The organism is Arthrobacter phoenicis (assembly GCF_047238215.1).
Lineage (GTDB): Bacteria > Actinomycetota > Actinomycetes > Actinomycetales > Micrococcaceae > Arthrobacter.
Genome location: NZ_JBDFMK010000001.1, coordinates 1,421,873 through 1,444,616, shown reverse-complemented (window position 1 = coordinate 1,444,616; position 22,744 = coordinate 1,421,873). Strand labels below are relative to the sequence as shown.

26 protein-coding genes and 3 tRNA genes are annotated in these 22,744 nt (G+C 70.5%); 19 read left to right on the top strand and 10 right to left on the bottom strand.

Annotated features, from left to right (window positions below; genetic code table 11):
• Positions 1–14 precede the first annotated feature (14 nt).
• The gene (locus ABC337_RS06695) at positions 15–251 is read left to right on the top strand and encodes a hypothetical protein (RefSeq protein ID WP_412884640.1); all 237 of its coding nucleotides are present in this window, start codon (positions 15–17) and stop codon (positions 249–251) included.
• 93 nt (positions 252–344) lie between these two features.
• Here ABC337_RS06695 and ABC337_RS06690 read toward each other — a convergent pair whose 3' ends face one another.
• On the bottom strand, positions 345–590 hold the full coding sequence (locus ABC337_RS06690) for a hypothetical protein (protein WP_412884641.1): 246 nt from the start codon (positions 588–590) through the stop codon (positions 345–347).
• Positions 591–781: 191 nt separating this feature from the next.
• On the opposite strand from ABC337_RS06690, the gene ABC337_RS06685 reads away from it, so the two are divergent.
• Positions 782–2,086 (top strand): cation:proton antiporter, encoded by a 1,305-nt coding sequence (locus ABC337_RS06685; RefSeq protein ID WP_377972562.1) that lies wholly within the window; start codon positions 782–784, stop codon positions 2,084–2,086.
• A gap of 81 nt (positions 2,087–2,167) precedes the next feature.
• Here ABC337_RS06685 and hutG read toward each other — a convergent pair whose 3' ends face one another.
• Together hutG and ABC337_RS06675 are read right to left on the bottom strand one after the other, a co-directional pair.
• On the bottom strand, positions 2,168–3,160 hold the full coding sequence (gene hutG / locus ABC337_RS06680; protein WP_412884642.1) for a formimidoylglutamase: 993 nt from the start codon (positions 3,158–3,160) through the stop codon (positions 2,168–2,170).
• Between the two features lie 170 nt (positions 3,161–3,330).
• On the bottom strand, positions 3,331–4,773 hold the full coding sequence (locus ABC337_RS06675; protein ID WP_290256863.1) for an NCS2 family permease: 1,443 nt from the start codon (positions 4,771–4,773) through the stop codon (positions 3,331–3,333).
• A 111-nt stretch (positions 4,774–4,884) separates the two neighbouring features.
• Here ABC337_RS06675 and ABC337_RS06670 point away from each other — a divergent pair, with 111 nt between their 5' ends.
• Complete coding sequence (locus ABC337_RS06670) at positions 4,885–5,514, top strand: copper resistance CopC family protein (protein ID WP_412884643.1); 630 nt, start codon at positions 4,885–4,887, stop codon at positions 5,512–5,514.
• 25 nt (positions 5,515–5,539) lie between these two features.
• On the opposite strand, the gene ABC337_RS06665 is transcribed toward ABC337_RS06670, so the two are convergent.
• A complete protein-coding gene (locus ABC337_RS06665; protein WP_412884976.1) occupies positions 5,540–6,223 on the bottom strand; it encodes an FAD-binding protein in 684 nt (227 codons plus the stop codon).
• Between the two features lie 306 nt (positions 6,224–6,529).
• On the opposite strand from ABC337_RS06665, the gene ABC337_RS06660 reads away from it, so the two are divergent.
• From ABC337_RS06660 to ABC337_RS06645, 4 genes are all read left to right on the top strand, one after another.
• Positions 6,530–7,567, top strand: coding sequence for a universal stress protein (locus ABC337_RS06660; RefSeq protein WP_412884644.1), 1,038 nt, complete (start codon positions 6,530–6,532; stop codon positions 7,565–7,567).
• A gap of 66 nt (positions 7,568–7,633) precedes the next feature.
• Positions 7,634–8,749, top strand: coding sequence for a LolA family protein (locus ABC337_RS06655; protein WP_412884645.1), 1,116 nt, complete (start codon positions 7,634–7,636; stop codon positions 8,747–8,749).
• Between the two features lie 38 nt (positions 8,750–8,787).
• On the top strand, positions 8,788–9,786 hold the full coding sequence (locus ABC337_RS06650; RefSeq protein ID WP_412884646.1) for an ABC transporter ATP-binding protein: 999 nt from the start codon (positions 8,788–8,790) through the stop codon (positions 9,784–9,786).
• Complete coding sequence (locus tag ABC337_RS06645; RefSeq protein WP_412884647.1) at positions 9,773–10,708, top strand: ABC transporter permease; 936 nt, start codon at positions 9,773–9,775, stop codon at positions 10,706–10,708. Before ABC337_RS06650 ends, ABC337_RS06645 begins: the two co-directional genes overlap by 14 nt.
• Before the next feature lie 13 nt (positions 10,709–10,721).
• On the opposite strand, the gene ABC337_RS06640 is transcribed toward ABC337_RS06645, so the two are convergent.
• From ABC337_RS06640 to ABC337_RS06625, 4 genes are all read right to left on the bottom strand, one after another.
• On the bottom strand, positions 10,722–12,185 hold the full coding sequence (locus ABC337_RS06640) for a C40 family peptidase (RefSeq protein WP_412884648.1): 1,464 nt from the start codon (positions 12,183–12,185) through the stop codon (positions 10,722–10,724).
• Between the two features lie 195 nt (positions 12,186–12,380).
• The gene (locus ABC337_RS06635) at positions 12,381–12,815 is read right to left on the bottom strand and encodes a metallopeptidase family protein (RefSeq protein WP_412884649.1); all 435 of its coding nucleotides are present in this window, start codon (positions 12,813–12,815) and stop codon (positions 12,381–12,383) included.
• Positions 12,816–12,824: 9 nt separating this feature from the next.
• Positions 12,825–13,817 carry a DMT family transporter gene (locus ABC337_RS06630; protein WP_412884650.1) on the bottom strand — a complete coding sequence of 331 codons (993 nt, stop codon included), beginning with the start codon at positions 13,815–13,817 and terminating at the stop codon, positions 12,825–12,827.
• A gap of 92 nt (positions 13,818–13,909) precedes the next feature.
• Entirely contained in the window at positions 13,910–14,791 is an 882-nt protein-coding gene (locus tag ABC337_RS06625; protein WP_412884651.1) for a LysR family transcriptional regulator ArgP, read from the bottom strand.
• 68 nt (positions 14,792–14,859) lie between these two features.
• Between ABC337_RS06625 and ABC337_RS06620 the strand changes: the two genes are divergently transcribed.
• On the top strand, positions 14,860–15,462 hold the full coding sequence (locus ABC337_RS06620; RefSeq protein WP_412884652.1) for a LysE/ArgO family amino acid transporter: 603 nt from the start codon (positions 14,860–14,862) through the stop codon (positions 15,460–15,462).
• Positions 15,463–15,481: 19 nt separating this feature from the next.
• Here the strand turns inward: ABC337_RS06620 and ABC337_RS06615 are convergent, their stop codons facing one another.
• Positions 15,482–16,516 carry a PHP domain-containing protein gene (locus tag ABC337_RS06615; protein WP_412884653.1) on the bottom strand — a complete coding sequence of 345 codons (1,035 nt, stop codon included), beginning with the start codon at positions 16,514–16,516 and terminating at the stop codon, positions 15,482–15,484.
• 194 nt (positions 16,517–16,710) lie between these two features.
• Here ABC337_RS06615 and ABC337_RS06610 point away from each other — a divergent pair.
• The 4 genes from ABC337_RS06610 (at position 16,711) to ABC337_RS06595 (ending at position 17,915) form a co-directional block, all read left to right on the top strand.
• Positions 16,711–16,783: transfer RNA gene (locus ABC337_RS06610), tRNA-Glu, on the top strand.
• Between the two features lie 112 nt (positions 16,784–16,895).
• Positions 16,896–16,969: transfer RNA gene (locus tag ABC337_RS06605), tRNA-Asp, on the top strand.
• Positions 16,970–17,017: 48 nt separating this feature from the next.
• Positions 17,018–17,093: transfer RNA gene (locus tag ABC337_RS06600), tRNA-Phe, on the top strand.
• 189 nt (positions 17,094–17,282) lie between these two features.
• Positions 17,283–17,915, top strand: a complete 633-nt coding sequence (locus ABC337_RS06595) for a PAS and ANTAR domain-containing protein (RefSeq protein WP_412893216.1) — start codon at positions 17,283–17,285, stop codon at positions 17,913–17,915.
• Between the two features lie 32 nt (positions 17,916–17,947).
• Here ABC337_RS06595 and ABC337_RS06590 read toward each other — a convergent pair whose 3' ends face one another.
• On the bottom strand, positions 17,948–18,199 hold the full coding sequence (locus tag ABC337_RS06590) for a hypothetical protein (RefSeq protein WP_412884655.1): 252 nt from the start codon (positions 18,197–18,199) through the stop codon (positions 17,948–17,950).
• A gap of 280 nt (positions 18,200–18,479) precedes the next feature.
• On the opposite strand from ABC337_RS06590, the gene ABC337_RS06585 reads away from it, so the two are divergent.
• From ABC337_RS06585 to ABC337_RS06555, 7 genes are all read left to right on the top strand, one after another.
• Positions 18,480–18,944 carry a hypothetical protein gene (locus ABC337_RS06585; RefSeq protein ID WP_412884656.1) on the top strand — a complete coding sequence of 155 codons (465 nt, stop codon included), beginning with the start codon at positions 18,480–18,482 and terminating at the stop codon, positions 18,942–18,944.
• Positions 18,945–19,024: 80 nt separating this feature from the next.
• Positions 19,025–19,483 (top strand): Asp23/Gls24 family envelope stress response protein, encoded by a 459-nt coding sequence (locus ABC337_RS06580; RefSeq protein ID WP_290256849.1) that lies wholly within the window; start codon positions 19,025–19,027, stop codon positions 19,481–19,483.
• Complete coding sequence (locus tag ABC337_RS06575) at positions 19,480–19,671, top strand: hypothetical protein (protein ID WP_290256848.1); 192 nt, start codon at positions 19,480–19,482, stop codon at positions 19,669–19,671. Before ABC337_RS06580 ends, ABC337_RS06575 begins: the two co-directional genes overlap by 4 nt.
• Positions 19,668–20,036, top strand: coding sequence for a hypothetical protein (locus ABC337_RS06570; protein WP_412884657.1), 369 nt, complete (start codon positions 19,668–19,670; stop codon positions 20,034–20,036). Before ABC337_RS06575 ends, ABC337_RS06570 begins: the two co-directional genes overlap by 4 nt.
• A gap of 47 nt (positions 20,037–20,083) precedes the next feature.
• Positions 20,084–20,701, top strand: coding sequence for an Asp23/Gls24 family envelope stress response protein (locus ABC337_RS06565; RefSeq protein ID WP_412884977.1), 618 nt, complete (start codon positions 20,084–20,086; stop codon positions 20,699–20,701).
• On the top strand, positions 20,698–21,309 hold the full coding sequence (locus ABC337_RS06560; RefSeq protein WP_412884658.1) for a hypothetical protein: 612 nt from the start codon (positions 20,698–20,700) through the stop codon (positions 21,307–21,309). Before ABC337_RS06565 ends, ABC337_RS06560 begins: the two co-directional genes overlap by 4 nt.
• Positions 21,310–21,451: 142 nt before the next feature.
• Positions 21,452–22,744, top strand: coding sequence for an ABC transporter substrate-binding protein (locus ABC337_RS06555; protein WP_412884659.1), 1,293 nt, complete (start codon positions 21,452–21,454; stop codon positions 22,742–22,744).

The window sequence follows — 22,744 nt, the reverse complement described above, 5'->3', positions numbered from 1 at the left end:
AGGGGTAGACGTTCATGAAAGCACGCGGGACGGTCCTGTCCAGGCGCACGGCATACACGGCCACAGTCTCGGACTGGCGGAGCCTCACGGCGGGGGACCGGGTGGAGATCCTCAAGCATGCCCAGCTGATCGCGGCCGGGTCCGTGGAAGAAGTCTCGGACAGCGGCAACGTCCTCTGGCTGGTGCCGGCGGCGCCGGGTGAGGCGCAGCTGTTCCTGAAGTCCGACGGCGTCCAGGTCCGGCGCAGCTAGGGCAGCGCGCGCAGACTGCCCGGACCCGGACCCGGACATGCGAAAGGCCGGTGAGGCGGTTCCTCACCGGCCTTCCGTATGTCCAGGAGTCCGCTACGCGGCGATGGCCTCGCGGCTCTCGTGGGTCTCGCCGAAGGGCACGGTGTCATCGAGGGACACGGTGTAGGCCCCCGGCTGGTGCCGGGTGACCCGGATGCCGCAGCGCCGTTCGACGGCCGCCGAGGCGATCAGGGTGTTGACGGCGTTTTCGAGGCCGCTGTGGACTTCGCGCGCACTGTCAAACGAGAGGCTGATGGACGTGGCATCGGGGCCGACGGCCCGCATGGTGTGTGTGTTCATTACTGGTCTTTCGTTGAATCAGGCCGTTTGGCCGCCCTCTATTCTAGTCCGCGGGGCACGATGGGCCTGTCCGGAGCCGGTAGGGTGCAAGAAGCGGTACACGATTGAGGTAACGGCACGCTCCCCGCGGGGACGGCGCCCGGACCCCCGGCCCGGGCCCGCAATCCGGTTTCCACAGGAGGGCATGCGCCATGTTTGAAGCTCCCAGCATCGTTTTTACCGCGGCCGGGATCGCAGTCTTCGTAGCCGCCATCCTGCCGAAGCTCCTGCGCAACGCGCCCCTGTCCATGCCGATGGTCTTCCTTGGCGGCGGCATGCTGGCCTTCACCCTCATCCCGTCGCTGCCGGACCCTGACCCGCTGCAGCACGGGGACTTCGTCGCCCACCTCACCGAGGTCTGCGTCATCATCTCCCTGATGGGCGCGGGCCTGGCGCTGGACCGTCCCGTGGGCCGGAAGGCGTGGTCCACCACCTGGCGGATGCTGGGCCTGGCCATGCCGCTGTGCATCGTGGGCCTGACCCTGCTGGGGCTCTGGTTCCTGGGCCTGGGACTGGGCGCGGCGCTCCTGGTGGCCGCGGCCCTCGCCCCCACTGACCCCGTGCTGGCCTCCGAAGTCCAGGTGGGGGAGCCGGCTGACGAGGACGAGGAGACCGAACGCGAGGACGAAATTCGGTTCGGGCTGACCTCCGAGGCGGGACTCAACGACGGTCTGGCCTTCCCGTTCGTGTACCTGGCCATCGCCATCAGCTTCGTCGGCGCAGCACCCTCGGCCTGGCTGGGCCACTTCCTGGCCGTGGACCTGCTGTGGCGGATCGTCATCGGCGTCCTGCTCGGCTTCGGCACGGGCAAGCTGCTGGGCCGTCTCTTCTTCACCGCCCGGCACGAAACCATCCGGCTCTCCAACCACTCGGAGGGCTTCGTGGCCCTCGCGGCCACCTTCCTGGCCTACGGCGTCACCCAGCTGCTGGACGGCTACGGCTTCGTGGCGGTCTTCGTCTGCGCCCTCACCATCCGCGCGGCGGAGCGCACGCACGGCTTCCACCGGGTCATGCACTCCTATGTCGAACAGCTCGAGCGGCTGCTGACAGTGGTGATCCTGGTCCTCCTGGGCGGCGCGATCGCCCGCGGACTGCTGGCCGGAATCGGCTGGACCGAGGTGCTGGTAGCGCTGGCGTTCCTGCTGATCGTGCGGCCGCTGGCCGGGTGGCTCGGGCTGGCTCGGGGCAAGACCGGCCCGCGGGAACGGATCGCCATCTCCTTCTTCGGCATCCGCGGCATCGGCTCGCTCTACTACCTGGCATTCGCCGTGGCGCACGGAAACTTCGCCGCCCAGGCGCAGCAGCTCTGGGCCTTCGTCGGCCTGGTAGTGGCGATGTCGATCGTGCTGCACGGGGCCACCACGGCCCCGGTGATGAACCGGCTGGACCGGCTGCGCGAGCGCCGCGCGATCGAGGTCCACGGCGACGAGGACCGCGCCCCGCACACCCCCATCTAGGCGATCCCGCTGGTCTCCAGGCGATTCCCGCAGCCCGGCCAGGGCCCTCGGCGGCCCGCAGGGCGCAGCGGAGCTCCGGCGTCAGCGGATCAGAGTGTCGATCAGCCGCGCGGCGACCTTGGCGGTGCGCGCATCGACGTCGTACTCCGGGTTCAGCTCCGCGACGTCCACGTGCAACAGCTTTCCGCTCGCTGCCACCTGCCGGCAGACGGCCGCGATCACCGGCAGCGGCACCCCGTAGGCGGCCGGGGCGCTGACGCCCGGGGCCACCGACGCGGGCAGGACGTCCAGGTCGATCGTCAGGTAGAGCGCGTCCACGCGGTCCAGGAAGCGGGCGACGAACTCCGCCGCGGCGTCCGCGGTGCAGTCCTCGTCCAGCAGGTATTCCACGCCCAGGCGTTCGGCGGTGCGGAACAGGGCGGCGGTGTTGTTGGGTTCGGAGATGCCGACGACGGCGTACTCCAGCGCGCGCCCCGCGGCGGCTTCCGCGCGGGCCATCTGCAGAAACGGGGTGCCGGAGCTGGGGACGGGTTCGTCCCGGAGGTCGAAGTGGGCGTCCAGGTTGAGGACGCCAACGCGCAGCCCGTCCCGGACCGCGGCGCTCCCGGCCACACCCAGGTAGCTGGCGAAGGCCGTTTCGTGGCCGCCGCCCAGCACCACCGGCAGCGCACCGGCGTCGAGCAGGCCGCTGACGATCCGCCCGGCCCGGACCTGGCCGGCCTCCAGTTCGTCCCCCTCGACGGTGACGTCCCCCGCGTCGTGGACGGTCCGGCCGGAGTGGAAGGCCAGGGGCCCGAGGGCGGCGCGGAGGGCTGCCGGGGCCGCCACCGCGCCGGGGCGGCCCTTGTTCCGCCGGACGCCGGCGTCGCTGGCGAATCCGAGCAGGACCGCGGCGCGGGTGTCCCCGGACGTGGGTGTGGGGGTGCCGCCTGCCCGGTCCGGGGAGGCTTCCGGGGAGACCGCCGGGTACGGCGTGACCGCCTGCCACCAGCGGTGGTGCTCGGCGCCGTCGCCGTCGAACCTTCCGGACCAGGGCTGGGGCGCGACGTCGGGGGCGGGGCAGAGGAGAGGCATGCTCCTAGCTCACCGCAGCGACAGGAGGAAAACCAGCGCACCCGCCGTCGTCCTGTCCGGAATCCCGGAAACGTCCCGGCGCGGGGGACAACCCGGGCCTTAAACGCCGGAGGGCACCCCGCCGCGGTGAAACACTGCGGCGGGGTGCCCTCCGGAAGAGTGCGCGACTCCTAGTGGATGCCCAGGGCGGCCTCGATCGGGCCAATGCCGAAGAACAGCAGGAACGCGGCGGCCACGGCCCACATCAGCGGGTGGATCTCGCGGGCCCGGCCCTGGAAGAGGCGGATCAGCACGAAGGAGATGAAGCCGGCGCCCAGGCCGTTGGCGATCGAGTAGGTGAACGGCATCAGGGTGAAGGTCAGGAAGGCCGGGATCGCGATGCCCCAGTCCTGCCAGTCGATCTTGCCCACCTGGGAGACCATCATGAAGCCCACCACCACCAGGGCGGGGGCCACGGCCTCGAACGGAACCAGGTTGATCAGCGGGGTGAAGAACATGGCCACGAGGAACAGCAGGCCGGTGACCACGGAGGCCAGGCCGGTGCGTGCGCCCTCGCCGATACCTGCGCCGGACTCGACGTAGATCTGGTTGGAGGAGACAGACGCGCCGCCGCCCACGATCGCGCCCAGGGCGTCAATCTGCAGGACGCGGTCGACGTTGGGGATGTTGCCGTCCTTGTCGATGGTGCCGGCCTCGGTGGCCAGGCCCACCATGGTGCCCATGGCGTCGAAGAAGATGCTGAGCAGGATCACGAAGGCCAGCAGGGTGGCCGCGACGACGCCGAGGTGCTCGAAAGCGCCGAACGGGTTGGCCTTGCCGATCAGGGACAGGTCCGGGGCGGCCCACTCGGAGAACTTCGGCGCCACCAGGGACCAGCCCTGCGGGTTGTAGTTCTTGCCGTCGAAGCTGGGTCCGATGTGCAGGGTGAATTCCAGGATCACGGAGAGGATCGTGGAGGTGATGATGCCGATCAGGATGGCGCCCTTGACCTTGCGGACCACCAGCGCGATGGTCAGGATCAGGCCGACGACGAAGACGAAGGTGGGCCAGCCGAGCAGCTTGCCGTCGAAGCCCAGGCCCACGGGGACGGTGGTGCCGGCGACGTCGGGGATGCGGCGGACGAACCCGGCATTGACCAGGCCGATCAGGGCGATGAACAGGCCGATGCCCACCACGATCGCGGTCTTGAGGCCCTCCGGGACGGCCTTGAACACGGCGGTCCGGAAACCGGTGAGGACCAGGATCAGCATGGTGACGCCGGAGAGGACCACCAGGCCCATCATGTCCGGCCAGGTCAGGCCCGGGTTGGTGGCGACCGTGACGGCCACGAAGGCGTTGACGCCGAGGCCCGTGGCCAGGGCGAACGGGTGCTTGGCCCAGGCGCCCATCAGGATGGTCAGGATGCCTGCCACGAAGGCCGTGACGGCGGCGACGGCGGGGAAGCCGAGGGTGCCGCCGGATGAGTCCGCGCCCGAGAGGATCAGCGGGTTGAGAACCACGATGTAGCTCATGGCGAAGAACGTGGCGAACCCGCCGCGGATTTCACGGGAGAAGTTCGACCCCCGCTCGGAAATCTTGAAATACCGGTCGAGTGCAGAGCCCTGCTTAAGCATTGGTCCTCCGGGAGGGAAAAGGGTGTTAGCTAAATCCTATTAGGAGTGACGGCGCCCACCTGCCAGATTCGCCTAGTCTGTAAGGAAGCCAACACAAGGAGTTGCTCCGTCATGCCTTCCTACCGATCCACTCCCGCATCCGTTCTGGCCCGTTACCTGACCGCGGCGCTGCTGTTCGCCGCCGCCGCGCTGGGGCTGACCGTCCTGGGGGCCGCGCCCGCGTCCGCCCACGACTCGGTGGAATCCACCAGCCCGGCGGCCGACGCCAGCCTGCCGGCCCCACCGGAGAAGGTCTCGATCACCCTGAGCAACCACCCCCTGGCGATCGGCTCGCAGATCAAGGTCAACGACGCCGCCGGCACCAACTGGGCGGACGGCGACGTGCAGATCGTGGACAACGTCGCGTCCCAGCCGCTGAAGCCCGGCGCCCCCGCCGGCCGGTTCACGGTGCAGTGGCGCGTTGCCAGCTCCGACGGACACCCGATCGAGGGCACCTTCGGCTTCACCGCGGCGGCCGCGGCTCCGGGAGCGGCAGCAAGTACGGCCCCGGGCGCCAACACCGTGCCGACCATGGGCACCGCCGAGCCGGGCACGACGATCGCCCCGACGCCGGTGAAGGACGCGTCCGAGCCGTTTCCGTGGAGCATCGTGATCTTCGTGGCCGTCGCCATCGGCATCCTGGTGGCACTGGGCCTGATGGCGAAGCGCCGGCTGCAGGCCGGCGACGACGACCGGCCCTAACTCGCCTGCTATGTCGCGTGGCGGTTCAGGCGGGCAGCGCCAGTTGCCCGCCCAGCAGGGACGGCAGGCCTTCCGGGTGCACCTTGGCGGAAATGGCCTGGCCGACGACCTTGGCCTGCCGCAGCACTTCCTTCGGCGTCGGGGTGATCAGCTCGCCCACGCCCACCAGGTACATGCCGAGGGCGTGCATGGCGGCCATCAGGTTCTGGCCGACGGCGACGCCGAGCTCCACCAGCATGCGCCGCAGTTGGCTGTGCGCGCAGCGGGTGAGCACCAGGTGGTCTGCGTAGAGGATGCCGCCCGGGGTCCGGACCGCCCAGCCCTGGGACGGTGCCACGGCGGAGTCTGAGCCGGACGTTCCTGCCAGGCAGGCGGGGCCGGCGGCGGTTCCCGCCCCGGTGCCATCAGCCATCAGCCGGTCCAGTTGCAGGGCGCGGACCGAGCCGCGGACGTCTAGGTTGTGGCTGGCGGCGTAGTTGCGGAGGTGTCGGAGGATTTCGTTGCGTTCCCGCAGCGTGGCCGCGTCGGCCGCGTCGCAGCGCTGGAGGGACGAGGTGTTGGCCGGGTGGCCGGCCCCGAGGAGGTCCAGGCCGTCCACCACAATGGCGTCCACGCCGCGGCGCTGCAGCTCGCTGGCCACCGCCAAACCGGACAGACCCGTACCGATGACCACAGTGCTGGTCCGTTCGATTCCGCCGTTCACAGGCATGCTCGACACTGCAGGGTCCCTCCTCGAATAATGCCGGATCCGGGCCCGTGCCCGGACAGCTTTCCGGACCCGCCACAGGGCATCCCAAAGGGATGATCAGATCTGAAAGACGAGTCTCGGTTCAGCAATGCCTCAGAGGATACCCAACAATTCTGACCGTGAACAGACCCGCGTTAAGACTTTGACGCAATGCCCGCGAGCGGGCCTGCGGGCGGGCTGACGGTGGTCCGCGGAGGTGCGCGCCGCCGCCTCTGCGATCTGGCAGAATAGCCGCAACACAGCCACATTCGCGAGGAGGCGGACCCCATGGCCGAGGAACAGACGCACCCATACCGCGACGGCGATTCCGGCGGGGAACGCCCCGCCGTGCGCGGCATCGTCGTCGGCGTCGACGGCTCCGAGCACAGCCATTGCGCCCTCGTGTGGGCGGCCAGGGAAGCCGAACGCCGGCAGGAACCGCTGCACATCGTCACCGCCTACTCTGTGCCCGTCTTCGCCGCCTCCGGACTGGACGGCGGCTACGCCACCGTGGACGACTCCGTCATCCGCGAGGGTGCCGAGGCCATCCTCAAGCAGGCCATGGACAAGGTGGCCGGGTACTCAATCGACGTCGACGCCTCGGTGGAGAACGGCGACGCCTCCGGGGTCCTGCTGGAGATGACCGAGACCGCGGACCTGCTGGTCTTCGGCACCCGCGGCCGGGGCGGATTCGTCGGCCGGCTGCTCGGCTCGGTCAGCAGCGCCCTGCCCGCCCACGCCAAGTGCCCCACCGTGACCGTCCCGCTGGTCTGCGGCGACCGGCTGGGCGAGACCACCGAGGACCGGCACGTCCGGGCGGAGCGCGAGAAGTCGGGCCACCAGCCGGTGGAGAACGTCGTGGTGGTGGGCGTCGACGGTTCCGACCAGGCCCGGGTGGCCGTCCTTGAGGCCGCCGCCGAGGCGGAGCGCCTGGCCGCGAAGCTGCGGATTGTCTGCGCCGTGCCGCAGTACAGCGGCTCGCTCGCCTGGGTCCCCGCTCCGATGGACCGGGAGGCACTGTTCGCCGACATTCGGGTCCAGCTCGACGCCGGCGTCGCCTGGTTGAAGAGCCACTTCCCCAACCTGGAGGTGGAGACCAGCCTGGTGGACGGCTCGCCGGTGGACGTCCTGGTCGAAGCCAGCCGCCACGTGGAACTGGTGGTGGTGGGCACCCGCGGCCGCGGCGGCTTCGCCGGAATGCTCCTGGGCTCCACCTCGGACGGCATCCTGCACCACACCAAGGGCCCGGTCCTGGTGGTCCCGGACAGGGAAGATCCGCGGCTGGATGACCGTGCCAACTTCGGGCCGGTGCTCGGCCGCTCCTGAGCGTGATGCCCGTCACCGGCGGGCGTAGAGTTAATACATGAACTGCCATGCAGGAGCGCGGTCGTCATGACCCGCACGTGGCTGCGCTGGATGCCAGCCGCCGTCGTCCCCGCCGTGATTGCCGCCGGAGTCCTGGCGGGGTCGGTCCCGGCCAGTGCCAAGGATCCGCTGCCTTCGAAGACCCCGGCCGAGGTGATCGCACTCATGGCCGGGCAACGCCAGGCCGCGTTCTCCGGCACGCTGGACCAGGCCTCCAGCCTGGGCCTGCCGCAACTGCCCACCACCGGGCCGGGAAGCTCTCCGGAGACCGCCTGGCTCGAGCTGCTGACCGGACCGCACACGGCGCGCGTCTACCGCGACGGCCCCGGCAACCTCCGCGTGCAGGTACTGGACCGGCTCGCCGAACGCGACGTCATCCGCCGCGGCAACGACCTCTGGCTCTACTCCTCCAAGGACAACTCCGCCGCCCACGCCGTCATCCCCGCCGACGCCGGACACCAGGGCAAGGGCTCCGGTTCCGGGGCCGACGCCGGGACGGCCCCAACACCGGATGCGCTGGCCGCGAAGCTGCTGGCCGCGCTCGAACCCACCAGCGATGTGGCCGTCGCGCCGGAAGTCAGCGTCGCCGGCCGCTCCGCCTACCGGCTGGTCCTCACCCCGAAGAGCGCGGACACGCTGATGGCCTCGGCGGCGATCATGGTGGACGGCCAGACGGGACTGCCGCTGGGCGTGGAACTGAAGGCCCGCGGCCAGGCGGACCCGGCCTTCCGGGTGGCGTTCAGTGCCATCTCGCTGACCGCCCCGGCCGCCGGGATCTTCCAGTTCACCCCGCCGGCCGGCGCCAGCGTCAAGGAACTGCCCGTTCAGGATCACTCCGGCCAGGCCGCCCACAAGCCGTCCGGAACCGGCAAGGACCCGCAGGCCGGGAAGCGCAAGGTCAGCGGCAGCGGTTGGGACTCCGTACTGGAACTGCCTGCCGGTACGCTGACCCCACCGCCGTCCGGCACCGCCGGTGCCACGCCCGGCAACGCGGCGGCCCTGCTCCAGCAGGCCGCGGCTCCCGTAGCGGGTGGCCGGCTGTTGTCCACGGCACTGCTGAATGTCCTGATTCTCGACGACGGACGGGTGTTCCTGGGGTCCGTGCCGCTGGCGCGGCTGCAGGCCGCGGCCGGCGGCCAGTGACCGACCGCCCCGGGCACGCAGGGAACCCCGTGTCCCCGGTGAGTGAGACGCCCCCGGAGCGTTTGCCGCCCCCGGGAGCCGGGCCGTCCGGCCTCAGCATCGAGACCCGTGGCCTGAGTAAACGGTTCGGCCGCCAGCTGGCGGTCGACGGCGTCGACCTGTCCGTCCCGACGGGCTCCGTCTTCGGGTTCCTCGGCCCCAACGGCTCGGGGAAGACCACCACCATCCGGATCCTGCTGGGCCTGGCCGCGGCCTCCACCGGAACCGTCCACGTCCTGGGCGAGGAGATGCCGCGGCAGCTGCGGTCCGTGCTCCCACGAGTCGGCGCCCTGGTGGAAGGCCCCGCCTTCTACCCCTTCCTCTCGGGCACGGCGAACCTGCTGCGGTTCGACGCCGCGGACCCCGAGGCCCCCGCCCGGACCCGGCACGCCCGCGTCCACCGGGCACTGGAACGGGTGGGACTCACCCTCGCCGCGGACAAACCGGTCAAGGCCTACTCCCTGGGCATGAAGCAGCGGCTGGGCATCGCCAACGCGCTGCTGGCCCCGCGCGAGCTGCTGGTCCTGGACGAGCCCACCAACGGCCTGGACCCACAGGGCACCCGCGAGGTGCGGAACCTCGTGCGGTCCCTCGCCGCGGACGGCACCACGGTCTTCGTCTCCAGCCACCTGCTGGCCGAGGTGGAACAAATCTGCACGCACGCCGCGATCATGAGCGCCGGACGCGTGGTGGCCCAGGGGACGCTGGCGCAGCTCCGACAGGACGGCCACGCCCGGGTGCGGCTGCTCACCCCCGACCCCGACGACGCCGTCCGGGTCCTCCGCGGCCTGGGACTCCCCGCCGCGGCCGGACACGACGGGGAGGTCACCGCGCCGCTGCCGGAAGGCCCGGCCGCCGCGCCGCAGGCCCCGCCGGAAGATCTGGTCTCCGCCCTGGTGGCCGCGGGCGTCAGGGTACGGGGCTTCGCGGTGGAGCAGGGCAGCCTGGAGGACCGCTTCGTGGAACTGACCGGGGAGGGCTTCGATGTCGCCCGCTGAACCGGCGCCGCAGGAAAAGCCTGCGCCCGAATCGGGGCCGGAGCGCCAGCCCGGGCCCGGGGGTCAGCCCGCGACAGCGCCCCGGCCGTCCACCTCGCCCAGTCCCGCGCCGGTGCTCCGGCTGCTCGGCTCGGAACTGGCCGTGCTCTTCCGCCGCCGACGCACCTGGGCCATGCTGCTGGCGCTCGCCGCGATCCCGATCCTGATCGCCGTCGCCGTCAGGCTCTCCTCCGCCGTGCCGCCGGGCCGCGGCCCCGCCTTCCTCGACCGGATCAGCCAGAACGGACTCTTCGTCGGGATCACTGCCATGGTGGTGGCGGTCCCGTTGTTCCTGCCGCTGACGGTGGGGGTGGTGGCCGGGGACACCCTCGCCGGCGAGGCCGGCCAGGGCACCCTGCGGTACCTGCTGGCGGCCCCGGCCGGACGCGGCCGCCTGGTGCTGGTGAAGTACCTCGCCGCGGCGGCGTTCGCCGTCGCGGCCCCGGCCGCCGTCGCCCTGGCCGGCGCGGGCATCGGCGCCTTGCTCTTCCCGGTGGGGCCGGTGACGCTGCTCTCCGGGGACACCATCGGCGTCGCTGAGGCGGTGGGCCGGCTGCTCCTGATCGCCGCCTACCTGGCGGTGTCCCTGCTGGGTCTCTCCGCCGTCGGGCTGTTCGTCTCGGCCCTCACCGACGTGCCGGTCGGGGCGATGGCTGCCACGGTGGTCCTTGCCGTCGTCTCCCAGGTCGCGGATGCGTTGCCGCAGCTGGACTGGCTTCACCCGTGGCTGCTCAGCCACCGCTGGCTGGACTTCGCCGATCTGCTCCGGCAGCCGATCGGCTGGGACTCGTTCGGCGCCAACGCGCTGCTCCAGGCCGGGTATGTGGCGGTGTTCGGAGCCCTGGCCTACGCCCGGTTCGCCACCAAGGACGTCCTGTCCTGACGCCCGGACCGTCTCAGTAGCGGGCGGCGTAGGGGTAGAGCTGCATGCCGGACATCGCGGCGATGTCCGTGACGGTGATGCCGGCGTCCGGGTTCAGCGCCTGGACCACGCGGCCGCCGCCCAGGTAAATGGCCACGTGGTAGAAGCCGGGAGCGGAACCCCAAACCAACAGGTCGCCCGGCTGCGCGGCGGAGAGCGGAACCTTCACCGGCGCCTGGGCGAACTGGTCCGCCGCCGTGCGCGGGAGGCGCTTGCCGGCTGCGGCGAAGGCGTTCTGGACCAGTCCGGAGCAGTCGAAGCCGTAGGCTCCCGTGCCGCCGTACTGGTAGAAGTAGGGCGCGCCCACCTTGGCCAGGGCCGAGGAGATCGCCACCTGGTTGGAGCCTCCGGTGGACGGCGGCAGGACAGGTGCGGGTGCGGGGGCCGGTTGTACCGGGGCGGGCTGGACGGGAGCGGGCTGGACCGGTGCTGGCGCGGCGGCCGGGGGTGCCGGCTGGGCGGGCGCGGGCTGGGCCGGTGCGGGCTGTTGGGCCGCGGGGGAGTTCACCGGTGAGTTTCCCTGAGGGGTTCCGGTGGTGCCGGCTGGCTGGTTCCCCGACTGTGAAGCCGATGCCTGGGGCGCGGACGGGGCGGTGCCCCCCTGTCCCGGCTGCGGGGCCCTGGCGGCGGCGGCCGTCACCGCGGCCAGCTGCGCCTCCTGGCGCTGGCGTTCCAGCCCGTCGACCCGCTCGGTCTCGAGGGTGACGGTGGTGTTGCGGAGGGTGGCGAGCTGGCCCACCAGCACGGTCTTCTGCGCAGCGGCCTCGGTCACGGCCCGCTGCCGCTCGGTGTTGGCCCGCTCGGCGTCGGACTTGCGGGATTCCGCGGTGGCCGCGGCGTCGTCGGCCGCGCGGCGGGCCTCGGCGGCGGCGTCCTTGGTGGAGGCAGCTGCCGCGGCGGCGGTTTCCGCAGCCTGGAACGCCCGGGTGCGGCTGGCCGCGACGGATTCCAGCGTGGCGGCCTGCTGCAGGGTCTCGCCGTTGCCGCCCACCAGGCTGCCCAGGCCCGGGGTCATGCCGCCGTTGCGGTACAGGTCACCGGCGAGCTGCCCGATGACCTTGCGGGCCTTGGCCTGCTCGGTCTCCGCCGCGGAGGCCTTCGCGTCCGCCAGTGCGGCGGCATCCTTGCGGATCTGCAGCTGCACCAGCGCGTCCGTGTAGGCGTTGTTCGCGGCCAGGGACGCGGCCATGCCGGTGTCGCGGGCCACGGAGGCGTCGGCAAGGAGGCCGTCGATCCGGTCCACCTCGGCGGCGGCAGCTGCGGCGTCGGACTTCGCGGCGGCGATCTCCTCCGGGGACGGCAGTTCGGGCGAGGCGGGGATCCGCTGGACGGTGGCCGGGGCTGCGGTGGCCGCGTGCGTCGGGAGTGCCGTGGCACCCAGGAGGACGACGGCGGTACACAGGGCCGCGGCCCTGCCGCCGGTTCCGGACCAGATCATGGGAAAACCTCGCTGCAGTCAGGCTGGCGCGAGCGAGGGAAGGAGTGATGGCAACGAAAAAAGGCCCTCTGCGGATCGCCCAGCAGGCTCGAGGCTACGTGCCAAAAACCACTTTGGCAACAGAGGTCACATGAATAACATAAACAACACGAGTGTCATTCGGAAGGCATTGCTCCGGCGTGTCGCGTCGTCGGCTCAGCCCCAGCCGAGCTCATGCAGCCGCCCGTCGTCGATGCCGAAGTGGTGGGCAATCTCGTGCACCACCGTGACCGTGACCTCGTGCACCACCTCCTCACGGGAGGCGCAGAGATCCAGGATGGGGCCGCGGTAGATGGTGATCCGGTCCGGCAGTGACCCCGCGTCCCACCACGAGTCCCGCTCGGTCAGGGGAACGCCCTCGTAGAGGCCCAACAGGACCGTCTCCGGGTCCTCGCCGGGCTGCGGGACGTAGTCGTCCTCGATGAAGACGGCCACATTGTTCATCGTCGCGGCCAGCTTCGGCGGGATACGGTCCAGGGCGTCGGCGACAGCCGCCTCGAAATCGTCCGCCGACATCGCGAACCCGGTGCCGCCGTCGTCGTCGTTTCCGGCGGGCACGATCGGCAGTCCGGGCGGCAGGGAAGCGGTCATGGGAAAACCCTACGCCGGGCGCGGGCGCGACCGGCGGCGGGTGAGCGCGACGCCGGCCAGGCAGATCACGCCGCCCACCAGGCCCCACACGGTGGGGATCTCGCCCAGCAGCAGCCAGGAGATCAGGATGGTGGTGCCCGGCACCAGATAGGTGGTGGCGGCCAGGCGGCCGGCGTCGATCAGGGACAGTGCATAGGCCCAGGTGGTGAACGCGATGGCGGTGGGGAAGACGCCGAGATAGACCAGGCCCAGGGTGGCCGGCGGCGGGGCGGCTTGGACCTCCGTGACGAGCTGGCCGGCGAAGGGGAGGCAGCACAGGGCACCCACGAGGATGCCGAACCAGGTGGCCTGGGCGGCAGGGACCTTGCGCAGCACGGGCTTCTGGATGATGACGCTGACGGCGGCGAGGGCGGCGGCCAACAGGCAGAGCAGCACGCCGGCCACGTCCCCCTTCGACTGCTGCCCGGAACCGAGCGCGATCACCGCGACGCCGCCGAAGGCCACCAGGCTGCCGATGATCAGCCAGCGCGGGAAGCCTTCCTTGAGGATGATCCCCGCCATCACCGCCACCAGGATGGGGTTGACGTTGATCAGCAGCGCGGCCGTCCCGGCGTCCAACAGGTGCTCGGCGGCGTTGAGGGCCACGTTGTAGCCGCCGAACCACATCACCCCGTAGGCCACGATGGGCCACCATTCACGGCCTCGCGGGATGATCCCGGTGCGGCGCAGTTGCGGCACCACCACCACGCCCAGCGCGACGACGGCCACGGCCAGCCGGCCCAGGGTGAGGCTGCCGGGGGAGAAGCTGGGACCGACGGCGCGGATTCCCACAAAGGCCGACGCCCACAGCAGCACGGTGACGACGACGGCGGCGATGCCGCGGCCGCTGACGGCGGGCGGTACGCCCTGGGTGCGCGGGGGCTCGGGGAGGGCGGGGTCAGCGGGTGCCGTCAGGTTGTCATGCTGGGGGAGTCCAGTGCCGTTGCCGGCCGTTGTTGCCATAGTGCCAATCTAGCTCCCGCCGGAGCGGCCCGGCTGGCGGAAATCGGCCACGTCTCGTCGAGTTCCTGCCAGACCTCAGATTTGGGACCCGCTCAGTGCAGCACCCGGGCGGCGGCCCGGATGGCGTCTGCGACCCCGGTCAGGGCGGTGGAACCCTGCCGCCACTGCTGCCAGTAAAGGGTCACGTCCACCGGGGTCCCGGGGGAGAGTTGGGCGAGCCGGCCGGACCGGAGGTCCCCGTCCAGCTCCCGGTCCGGCATGAGGCCCCAGCCCAGGCCCTGCCGGATGGCGTCGGCGAACTCCTGCGCGGCGGGGATGTAATGCCGCGGCGGCCGGGAACCGGCGGACTGCATCGAGGCCAGCCACCGGTCCTGGAGGTCGTCCTTGCGGTCGAAGGCCAACATCGGTGCCTGGCCCAGGGCATCCGCGGAGACTCCGTGCGGGAACCATCGGCGGGAAAAGTCCGGGGTGCAGACTGCCAGGTACCGCATGGTCCCGAGCCGCCGGGAGGTGCAGCCGGGCACCGGTTCAGCTGTGGCGGTCACGGCCGCGGCGGCCGCCCCGGACCGGAGCAGGTCCAGTGAATGCTCCTGGTCCTCGCGCAGGATCTCCAGCCGGGCCGCGGTGCCGGCCGCCGCCACGCCGGGCATCGCCCAGGTGTGCAGGGAATCGCTGTTGATCACCAGCGTCAGCCGCGGGGCGGTATGGGGGCCTGCCGGCTGGAGTTCCTCGGCCAGGTCGGCGGTGAGCAGTTCCAGCCGCCGGGCGTAGCGCGCCACCACGTGGCCGGCGTCGGTCAGCGCCGGCGGCCGCGCCCGGGTCAGCACGGGACGTCCGACGGCGGTCTCCAGCGCGCGGATCCGCTGGCTCACGGCGGAGGCCGTGACGGAGAGCTCGTCCGCGGCCGCCTCGAAACTCCCCTCGGCCGCGATGGCCGCCAGCGTGCGGGCCTGCTCCGGCGTGATGTCGATCATTAGCCCAGCTTATGTTGCCGCAGAATCATTAACTGGTTTCAGGGTTCCGCGGCGCCTACGGTGGCAGGGTGATCCTCCCGCTGCTCACCGGCCTGTCCGCCGGGCTCTCCCTCATTGTCGCCATCGGCGCGCAGAACGTCTTCGTCCTCCGCCAGGGCATCCAGCGCTCGCATGTGGGCCTGGTGGTGGCTGTGTGCGCCGCCTCGGACCTGGTGCTCATCCTGGCCGGCGTCGCCGGGATCGGGGTCCTGCTGGACCGGGCACCCGCCGCCATCACCGTGATCCGGTGGGCCGGGGCCGCGTTCCTCCTGGCCTACGGGGCGATGGCGGCGCGGCGGGCGTTCCGTGGCGAGCGGATGGAGATTTCCGACGGCGCCCAGCCCCGGCGGCGGGTGGCGATTCTGGGCGCCTGCCTGGCCTTCACCTGGCTCAACCCGCACGTCTACCTGGACACCGTGCTGTTGCTCGGCTCGCTCGCCGCGGCCCAGGGCGACCCCGGCCGGTGGTGGTTCGGTGCCGGCGCCGGCCTGGGCAGCATCCTCTGGTTCACCGCACTGGGCGTCGGCGCCCGGTACCTCGCGCCGCTCTTCCGGCGCCGCGGGGCCTGGCGGGTGCTGGACGCGGGTGTCGCCGTCGTCATGGTGGCCCTGGCTGTGGCCCTCCTGGCCTGAGGTGCCGAACGGCGATGCGCTACCGGCCCCGCCCGACCCACTCCAGCAACCGCTCCACCGGCCAGGTGGTGATGATCCGGTCCGCGGGGACCCCGTTGCGCTCCGCCCGTTCCGCCCCGTACTGCAGGAAGTCCAGCTGGCCCGGGGCGTGCGCGTCGCTGTCGATGCTGAACAGGCAGCCGGCCTCGAGGGCCAGCTGGACCAGCTCATCCGGCGGGTCCTGGCGTTCGGGGCGGGAGTTGATCTCCACGGCCACGTCGTGCTCGGCGCAGGCGGCGAAGACCGCCTTCGCATCGAAGTCCGACGGCGGCCGCGTCCCCCGGGATCCGGAGAGCAGCCGGCCCGTGCAGTGGCCCAGGATCCGGGTGTGCGGGTCCCGGATGCCGCCGAGCATGCGGGCGGTCATGGTCCGGGTGTCCGCGCGGAGTTTCGAGTGGACGCTGGCCACCACCATGTCCAGCCGGCCCAGCAGCTCCGGGCTCTGGTCCAGGGTCCCGTCCTCCAGGATGTCCACCTCGATGCCGGCCAGCAGGCGGGTCCGCACCCGGCCGTCGTCGTCCTGGTCCGCCTCGATCCCGGGCAACAGGTCCAGCTGCTCGCCCAGCCGCTCCGGGCTCAGGCCGTTGGCCACCTTGAGGTTCGGCGAATGGTCCGTGAGCCCGAGGTACTCCCGGCCCAGGGTGCGGGCTGCGTCCAGCATGGCCTCGATCGGGGATCCGCCGTCGGACCAGTTGCTGTGGCTGTGCAGGTCACCGCGTAGCCGGGCCGCCAACTCGCGGCCGCCCTCGGCCAGCGGGGCCGCGCCGCGTTCCCTCAAGTCCGCGAGGTAGTCGGGTACCCGGCCGTCCACCGCCTGGGCGATCACCTCGAACGTCCGGTCGCCGATGCCCTTCATCCGCTTCAGCCGGCCGTCCGCGCGCCGCGCCGCCAGCTCCTCGGGGGCGAGGCCGGCGACGGCGGCCGCCGCCTTCCGGAAGGCCTGCACCTTGTATGTCCCGGCGAGCTCGCGCTCCAGCCAGAAAGCGATCTCGTTGAGGGCTGCGACGGCGTCCATCCGACCATCATCCACACACCCCGGCGGGCCCTGTCCAGAGCTTATTCCCGGATCGGGCAACCGATTTTGGAGTTTCCGGAAGTTGGCCCTATAGTTTTAGAGGTCCAGTTCGGAGGAACCCGGCGGGCGCAGGAATCACGGCTTCGGCGTGTGGCTTTTGTCCCGGCATTAATGGTTTGCCGGATGGCGTCCTGGCCCCCATCGTCTAGCGGCCTAGGACACCGCCCTTTCACGGCGGCGGCACGGGTTCGAATCCCGTTGGGGGTACGCAGGGAGCTGGTCAAACCGGATGAAAAAGTCTGGTAAGCTAGAGTCCTTGAAAAAGTGCGGTAGCGATACGGCGCAAGCAAGAAAACGCAGTAACAAGCAGTACACGCAAGGCCCTGTAGCGCAGTTGGTTAGCGCGCCGCCCTGTCACGGCGGAGGTCGCGGGTTCAAGTCCCGTCAGGGTCGCTTTGGTTGCCAGAAGAAATTCCGGCGGTCATGGTGACATGTCACCTAGGCTCTGTAGCTCAGTTGGTAGAGCGTTCGACTGAAAATCGAAAGGTCACCGGATCGACGCCGGTCGGAGCCACCAGCTAAAACCCCCAGGCAATGCCTGGGGGTTTTTCTTTAACCCTCAGGCGCGGGATACCGGTAATGAGGCGCACAATGAGGCAATATCCGGACCCTTCGGTACTCTGTGGGATTGCGAATAGTGGGCGGGCGTCACCCTCGGGACGCCAGCCCTTGCCCCGGAAGGGCCGCTTTGATCTGGAGGCCTCTGATGTGGTCAAAACTTGAGACGTATTTGTTCCCTTTGCCACCGGGAACTTCTTGTCCCTCGGGAACCTTTGAATATGAGCTTTCGTCGGGCACGATGCAGTGGTCCGACGGGTTGTTCGGGATTCATGGGCTGCACCCCGGTGATGTTGTTCCTACCTTGGAACTGTTCATGGCCCACAAGCACCCCTCCGACCGTGACCACATCCTAGGTATTTGGGCAGACCTGGTGCGCGACGGCGGCCAGGCGGCCTTGATGCACAGAATCAGGGACATCCGAGGCCGTGAGCGACGGGTTTTCTCAGCGGTTCAGGCCGTGGCCGACGCGACGGGGAAGGTGGACTCTGTCCGCGGATTCATGGTGGACGTGACGCAGAGTCTCCGGATCGAGTCGAAGGAAGCCGCGGAGAAAGCCATCGTGGGAAGCCATGCGCACCGGGAGCTCATCGAGCAAGCGAAGGGGATCGTCATGGCCCTAAGAGGTGGAGACGGCCCGGCGGCCTTCGGGACACTCTCCGCGGCGAGCCAAAACTCCAACCAGAAACTCCATGCTGTGGCGGAGGGACTCGTCCGCGCGGCTGCTGAGGGCCGGGCGGCGGCCCACTTGGCATCACTGCAAATCTTCAAGGCTCCTTAGCGGGCCGCAACTCGCAACAGGGGCGGTCACTCCTACGTGACGGGGTAGCTGGAGAGGATGTAGTCGGCGGCAGCCGGACCGGTGATGCGCCGGCGAAGGTTGAGGGGGTCGATACCCTGGTGCTGAAGGACATCGCGGAGCTGGAGTTCCTCCAGCGGGGTGATGCCGTGGAGTAAGCACCAGCTGGTGTAGAGCCCGTAGAGGCAGTCGGGGCCAAGCGGCGGTTCGGTGTTGTCGGGGACAGTTGCTTCCAGGAGGAAAGCTGTGACGTGAGACGTGGGCATGGTCGGGCCGTTCTCTTCGGTCTATCATCCCACCGGCCTGCTTCAGTGGATTTCCCGTGGGGGCCAGGGGCCACCACGACAGTTCAGCTCCCAAGGTACTGGGAGGTCCCGGTCCCGTCCACCCCGGGCAGCAAGGGATCCGCCCGGGCCGGGCGGTCGCTCTCCGACCGTTTTGGGGACACGCCGGGGCCCCGGGCTAAACTCGCACGCTGGGGAAGAACGCCAAGGCCACGGCCGGTCCCGCGGACCCCGTGGCGCAATCTCGACCAGAAGAGTAACTGTGAAGAACATCCTGCCCGCCGTTGCCCGCCCGCTGACCCTCGCCGCTGCCGTCTCCGCCCTGGCGTTGACCGGCTGCTCGGCCCCCGAAGCCGCCGCTCCGGCGTCGTCCGCTTCCGCGCCGGCCACGGCCTCTGCTACCTCGACGCCCAGCGCCGCCGCCGCCTCCGGCCCGTGGGGCGACTTCCCGTCGGCCGCCGAGGCCTGCAAGACCATCTCCGAGCAGGCCACCGGCGCCTCACTGCTGCCGATGTCCGCCGCGCAGGGCAAGACCGCCGAGCTGGAGCAGTACAAGGCGGAGTTGAGCCGGACCGCGGAGCGTGTGCCGGACAGCCTCAAGGTCGCCTTCAGCAAGCTGAACCAGGTGGCCATGGCCGGCCTGAGCGACCAGACCGTGTACAGCAGCGGCAGGTTCCAGGCCGCCATGGCCCCGGTCACCGGCTGGATCGCCGCGAACTGCAAGTAGCCCGGCGGCCGGATCCTCCCGCCTCATCCCCATGGTCGGCCCCACGGGCTAGGGTGGTGGAAAAGAGAAGGGAGTGCCCCATGGACTACCAGGATTCCCACCCGGCCGCTGCCGACGGCGCGCTGGTTCCGGCCGCGGCGTCCGCTGCCTCCGGCCGCACCGTTATTTCCGAGACCGCCGTCGCCAAGGTTGCCGGGATCGCCGCCCGCTCCGTGCCCGGCGTCTACTCGCTGGGCAGCGGCCCGTCCCGTGCCCTAGGTGCCATCCGCGACGCGGTCGGCAGCGTGGACCACGCCGCGGGCGTCCGCGCCGAGGTGGGCGAGACCCAGGTGGCTGTGGACATCGACCTGGTGGCCCTCTACGGCACGCCCCTGCACCCGCTGGCAGACCAGATCCGCGCCGCGGTGTACGCGGCCGTGGAAGAGCTCGTCGGCCTGCAGGTCATCGAGGTCAATGTCGAAATCCACGACGTGTTCGTCCCCGGCCCGCCCAAGCCCGCGGCCGCAGACGCCCGTCCCACCCGGGAGGTCCTGCAATGAGCCCCACCATCGCCGGCATTGCGGCCGGAGCGTTTCTGGCCTTCATGTCCTTTGCGTTCGGCGCGTGGGGCTTCCTCGGCTCCCTGCTCTTCATGGCCATCGGCGGGCTGCTGGGCCGCGCGGCGGAAGGGAAACTGGACCTTCGCGGCGTCCTCGACGCCATCACCGGCCGGCGCTCCTCCTCATGAGCGTGGCCACCGGGCGGCAGCTGGCCGGACACAACCGGATCAACACCCAGGCGCTGACGTCGGTGGCGCGCGCCGCGGCCGCCGAGGCGCTGGGCGTCCCGGCGCAGGACGTGCGCGCGGACTGGAACGACGACGACGGCCTGCTGGCCCTCTCGCTCGTCACCCCCATCGCCATCCCGTCGCTGACGTCCGTGCTGCGCGACCCGTCCCGGGTGGCGTCCTTCGGCGGACCCATCCAGGACCGTGCCGTCGCGGCCAAGGCGCAGATCCTGCACCGCGTCACGGAGCTCAGCGGGGCGCAGCTCAGCCGGGTCGACATCCGCATCAGCGGCGCCACCATCACCGACGGAGGGCGGGTCCGGTGACACACGCAGCGCAGCCGAACGACGTTCCCCCGGGTCCGGGGCCGGATCTGCCCGGGAACCCCGAAACCTTTGCCAACCCCGAAACCTCCGGCGAGCCCGGCAGGCAGCGGATACTGGCCCGCGAGACCACCTCGTCCCGCGCCGGTGCCGCCGTGGTGGCGGCCATCCTGGTGATCGCCGTCTGCGGCTACGCGCTGCTGGAAACGGCGGTGCGCGCCGTCGGCCAGCCGCCCTGGCTGATCGACCCGCAGACCGCGGCGGACCAGGTCACCGCCCTGCCCGCCGGGGTCCCGCCGGTTCTGCTGGGCACCGTGGGGGCCATCCTGCTGGCAGCCGGTGCGTGCTTCGTCATGGCCGCCGTCCTGCCGGGCCGCCGCGCCCGTCACGTCCTCGCTGACCCTCGTGCCGCCGTCGTCGTGGACGACGAGGTGATCGCCTCGGCCCTGGCCCGACGCGCCCGGCTGGCTGCCAATGTGACCCAGGAACAGGTCATGGTTGTGGTCTCCCGCCGCGAGGTCCAGGTCAATGTCCGGCCCACCTCCGGCGTCCCGCTCCGTGCCGGTGACCTGCAGGCCGCGGTCGAGGCCGAACTGCGCGACATGGCGCCCGAACCGATGCCCGCCGTCCGGGTCAACGTGGCCTCCTCGGGGGTGATCGGCGCATGAACGGCACCCCGCGCGTCCTGAACCGGACCCTGGTCGGCATCTTCGGCCTTCTGTTGGTGGCCGTGGGGCTGCTGCTGGTCCTGCTGGCCGCCGTTCCCGCCGTCGCCGCCTGGTGGCAGGGCTGGTCCTCCGAGGAATGGGACCGCATCCGGACGCTGTCCGAAAGCACCCGGATCCCCGGCCAGTCCGAGAGCTGGCTCTGGATCGCGATGGTCCTCCTGCTCATCGCCGTAATCGTGGCGATGGTGGCCTGGCTGGCGCAGCAGGGCAAGGGCCGCTCCAACATCCTCGTGACCGAGGACGACGCCGGCGAGGTCCCCGGCTACGTCCGGATCGGCGGCGGCGTCGCCGAGCAGGCGCTCCGTGCCGCCCTCGCCGGCCGCCCGGACCTGGCCGGAGCCACGGTAGCGACGTACGACTTCCGGGGCCGGCCCGGTCTCCGGATCCGGGTCCAGCCCCGCCAGGGGGTCGCCCCGCACCTGCTCGCTGCAGAGGTTTCGGCGCTGGTGGAGGCCCTGGACGCGGTGATCGGACGGCGGACTCCGGTGCTCATCCACATCGGCTCCGGGGCCCGCTCCAGGTTCGGGCGCGCCGAACGGGTTCGCTGACCCCTGCTTCATGTCGCGTTTGTGAAACTCTTCCGCAACCCGCGATGTAAACGCTTGCATTTTGTTGGTAAGCCTGATTACTGTGATCGGTACCACATGAATGCATCACCGGTTCCGCCGGTACTCAGCGAGGAGCACCTGTATGAAAACCCGTAAGTATCTACTTCCCGTGGCCGCGGCCGGTGTGCTGGCCCTCTCCCTGTCCGCCTGCGGTGGCGGCGGCAGCTCCAGCGGTGGCGGAGGCGGTAACTCGGGCGGCGGTGACGCGGCAGCCAACATGGACGGACGCGGTCCCATCACGTACGTCCAGGGCAAGGACAACAGCAACGTCGTCCGGCCGCTGATCGAGAAGTGGAACGCGGCGCACCCGAACGAGAAGGTCACGTTCAAGGAGCAGACCGACCAGGCCGACCAGCAGCACGATGACCTGGTCCAGAACTTCCAGGCCAAGAACGCCAACTACGACGTGGTCAGCGTCGACGTCGTCTGGACCGCGGAATTCGCCGCCAAGGGCTGGCTGCAACCGCTCAAGGACAAGATGGCGCTGGACACCTCCGGCATGCTGAAGCCGACCCTCGACGCCGCTTCCTACAAGGGCACCCTCTACGCGGCCCCCGAATCCTCCGACGGCGGCATTCTGTACTACCGCAAGGATCTGGTCCCCACCCCGCCGAAGACCTGGGACGAGATGATGAGCATGTGCTCGATCGCCAAGTCCAACAACATGGGCTGCTACGCCGGCCAGTTCTCCAAGTACGAGGGCCTGACGGTGAACGCCTCCGAGGCGATCAACTCCGCCGGCGGCTCCGTCCTGGACAAGGACGGCAAGCCCAGCCTGAACACGGATGAGGCCAAGGCCGGCCTCGGCAACCTCGCCAAGGCCTACGCCGACGGCAACATCCCGAAGGAAGCCATCACCTACAAGGAAGAGGAATCCCGCCAGGCGTTCCAGGACGGCAAGCTCCTCTTCCTGCGCAACTGGCCCTACGTCTACAACCTGGCCGTGACCGAAGGTTCCTCCAAGGTCAAGGACGTCCTGGGCATGACCGCCCTTCCGGGCAAGTCCGGCCCCGGCGCCTCCTCCCTTGGCGGCCACAGCGCCGGCATGAGCGTCTACTCCAAGAACAAGGCCACCGCGCTGGACTTCATGAAGTTCCTCACCACCGAAGAGACCCAGAAGTTCTTCGCCACCCAGGGTTCGCTGGCCCCGGTCCTGACCAAGCTCTACGACGACAAGGACCTGGTCGCCAAGCTGCCGTACCTGCCGGTGCTGAAGACCTCCATCGAGAACGCCGTCCCGCGCCCCGTGACCCCGTTCTACCCGGCCGTCAGCAAGGCCATCCAGGACAACGCATACTCGGCCATCAAGGGCGAGAAGGCTGTTGACGCAGCACTGTCCGACATGCAGAAGTCCATCGAAACCCAGACTAAGTAG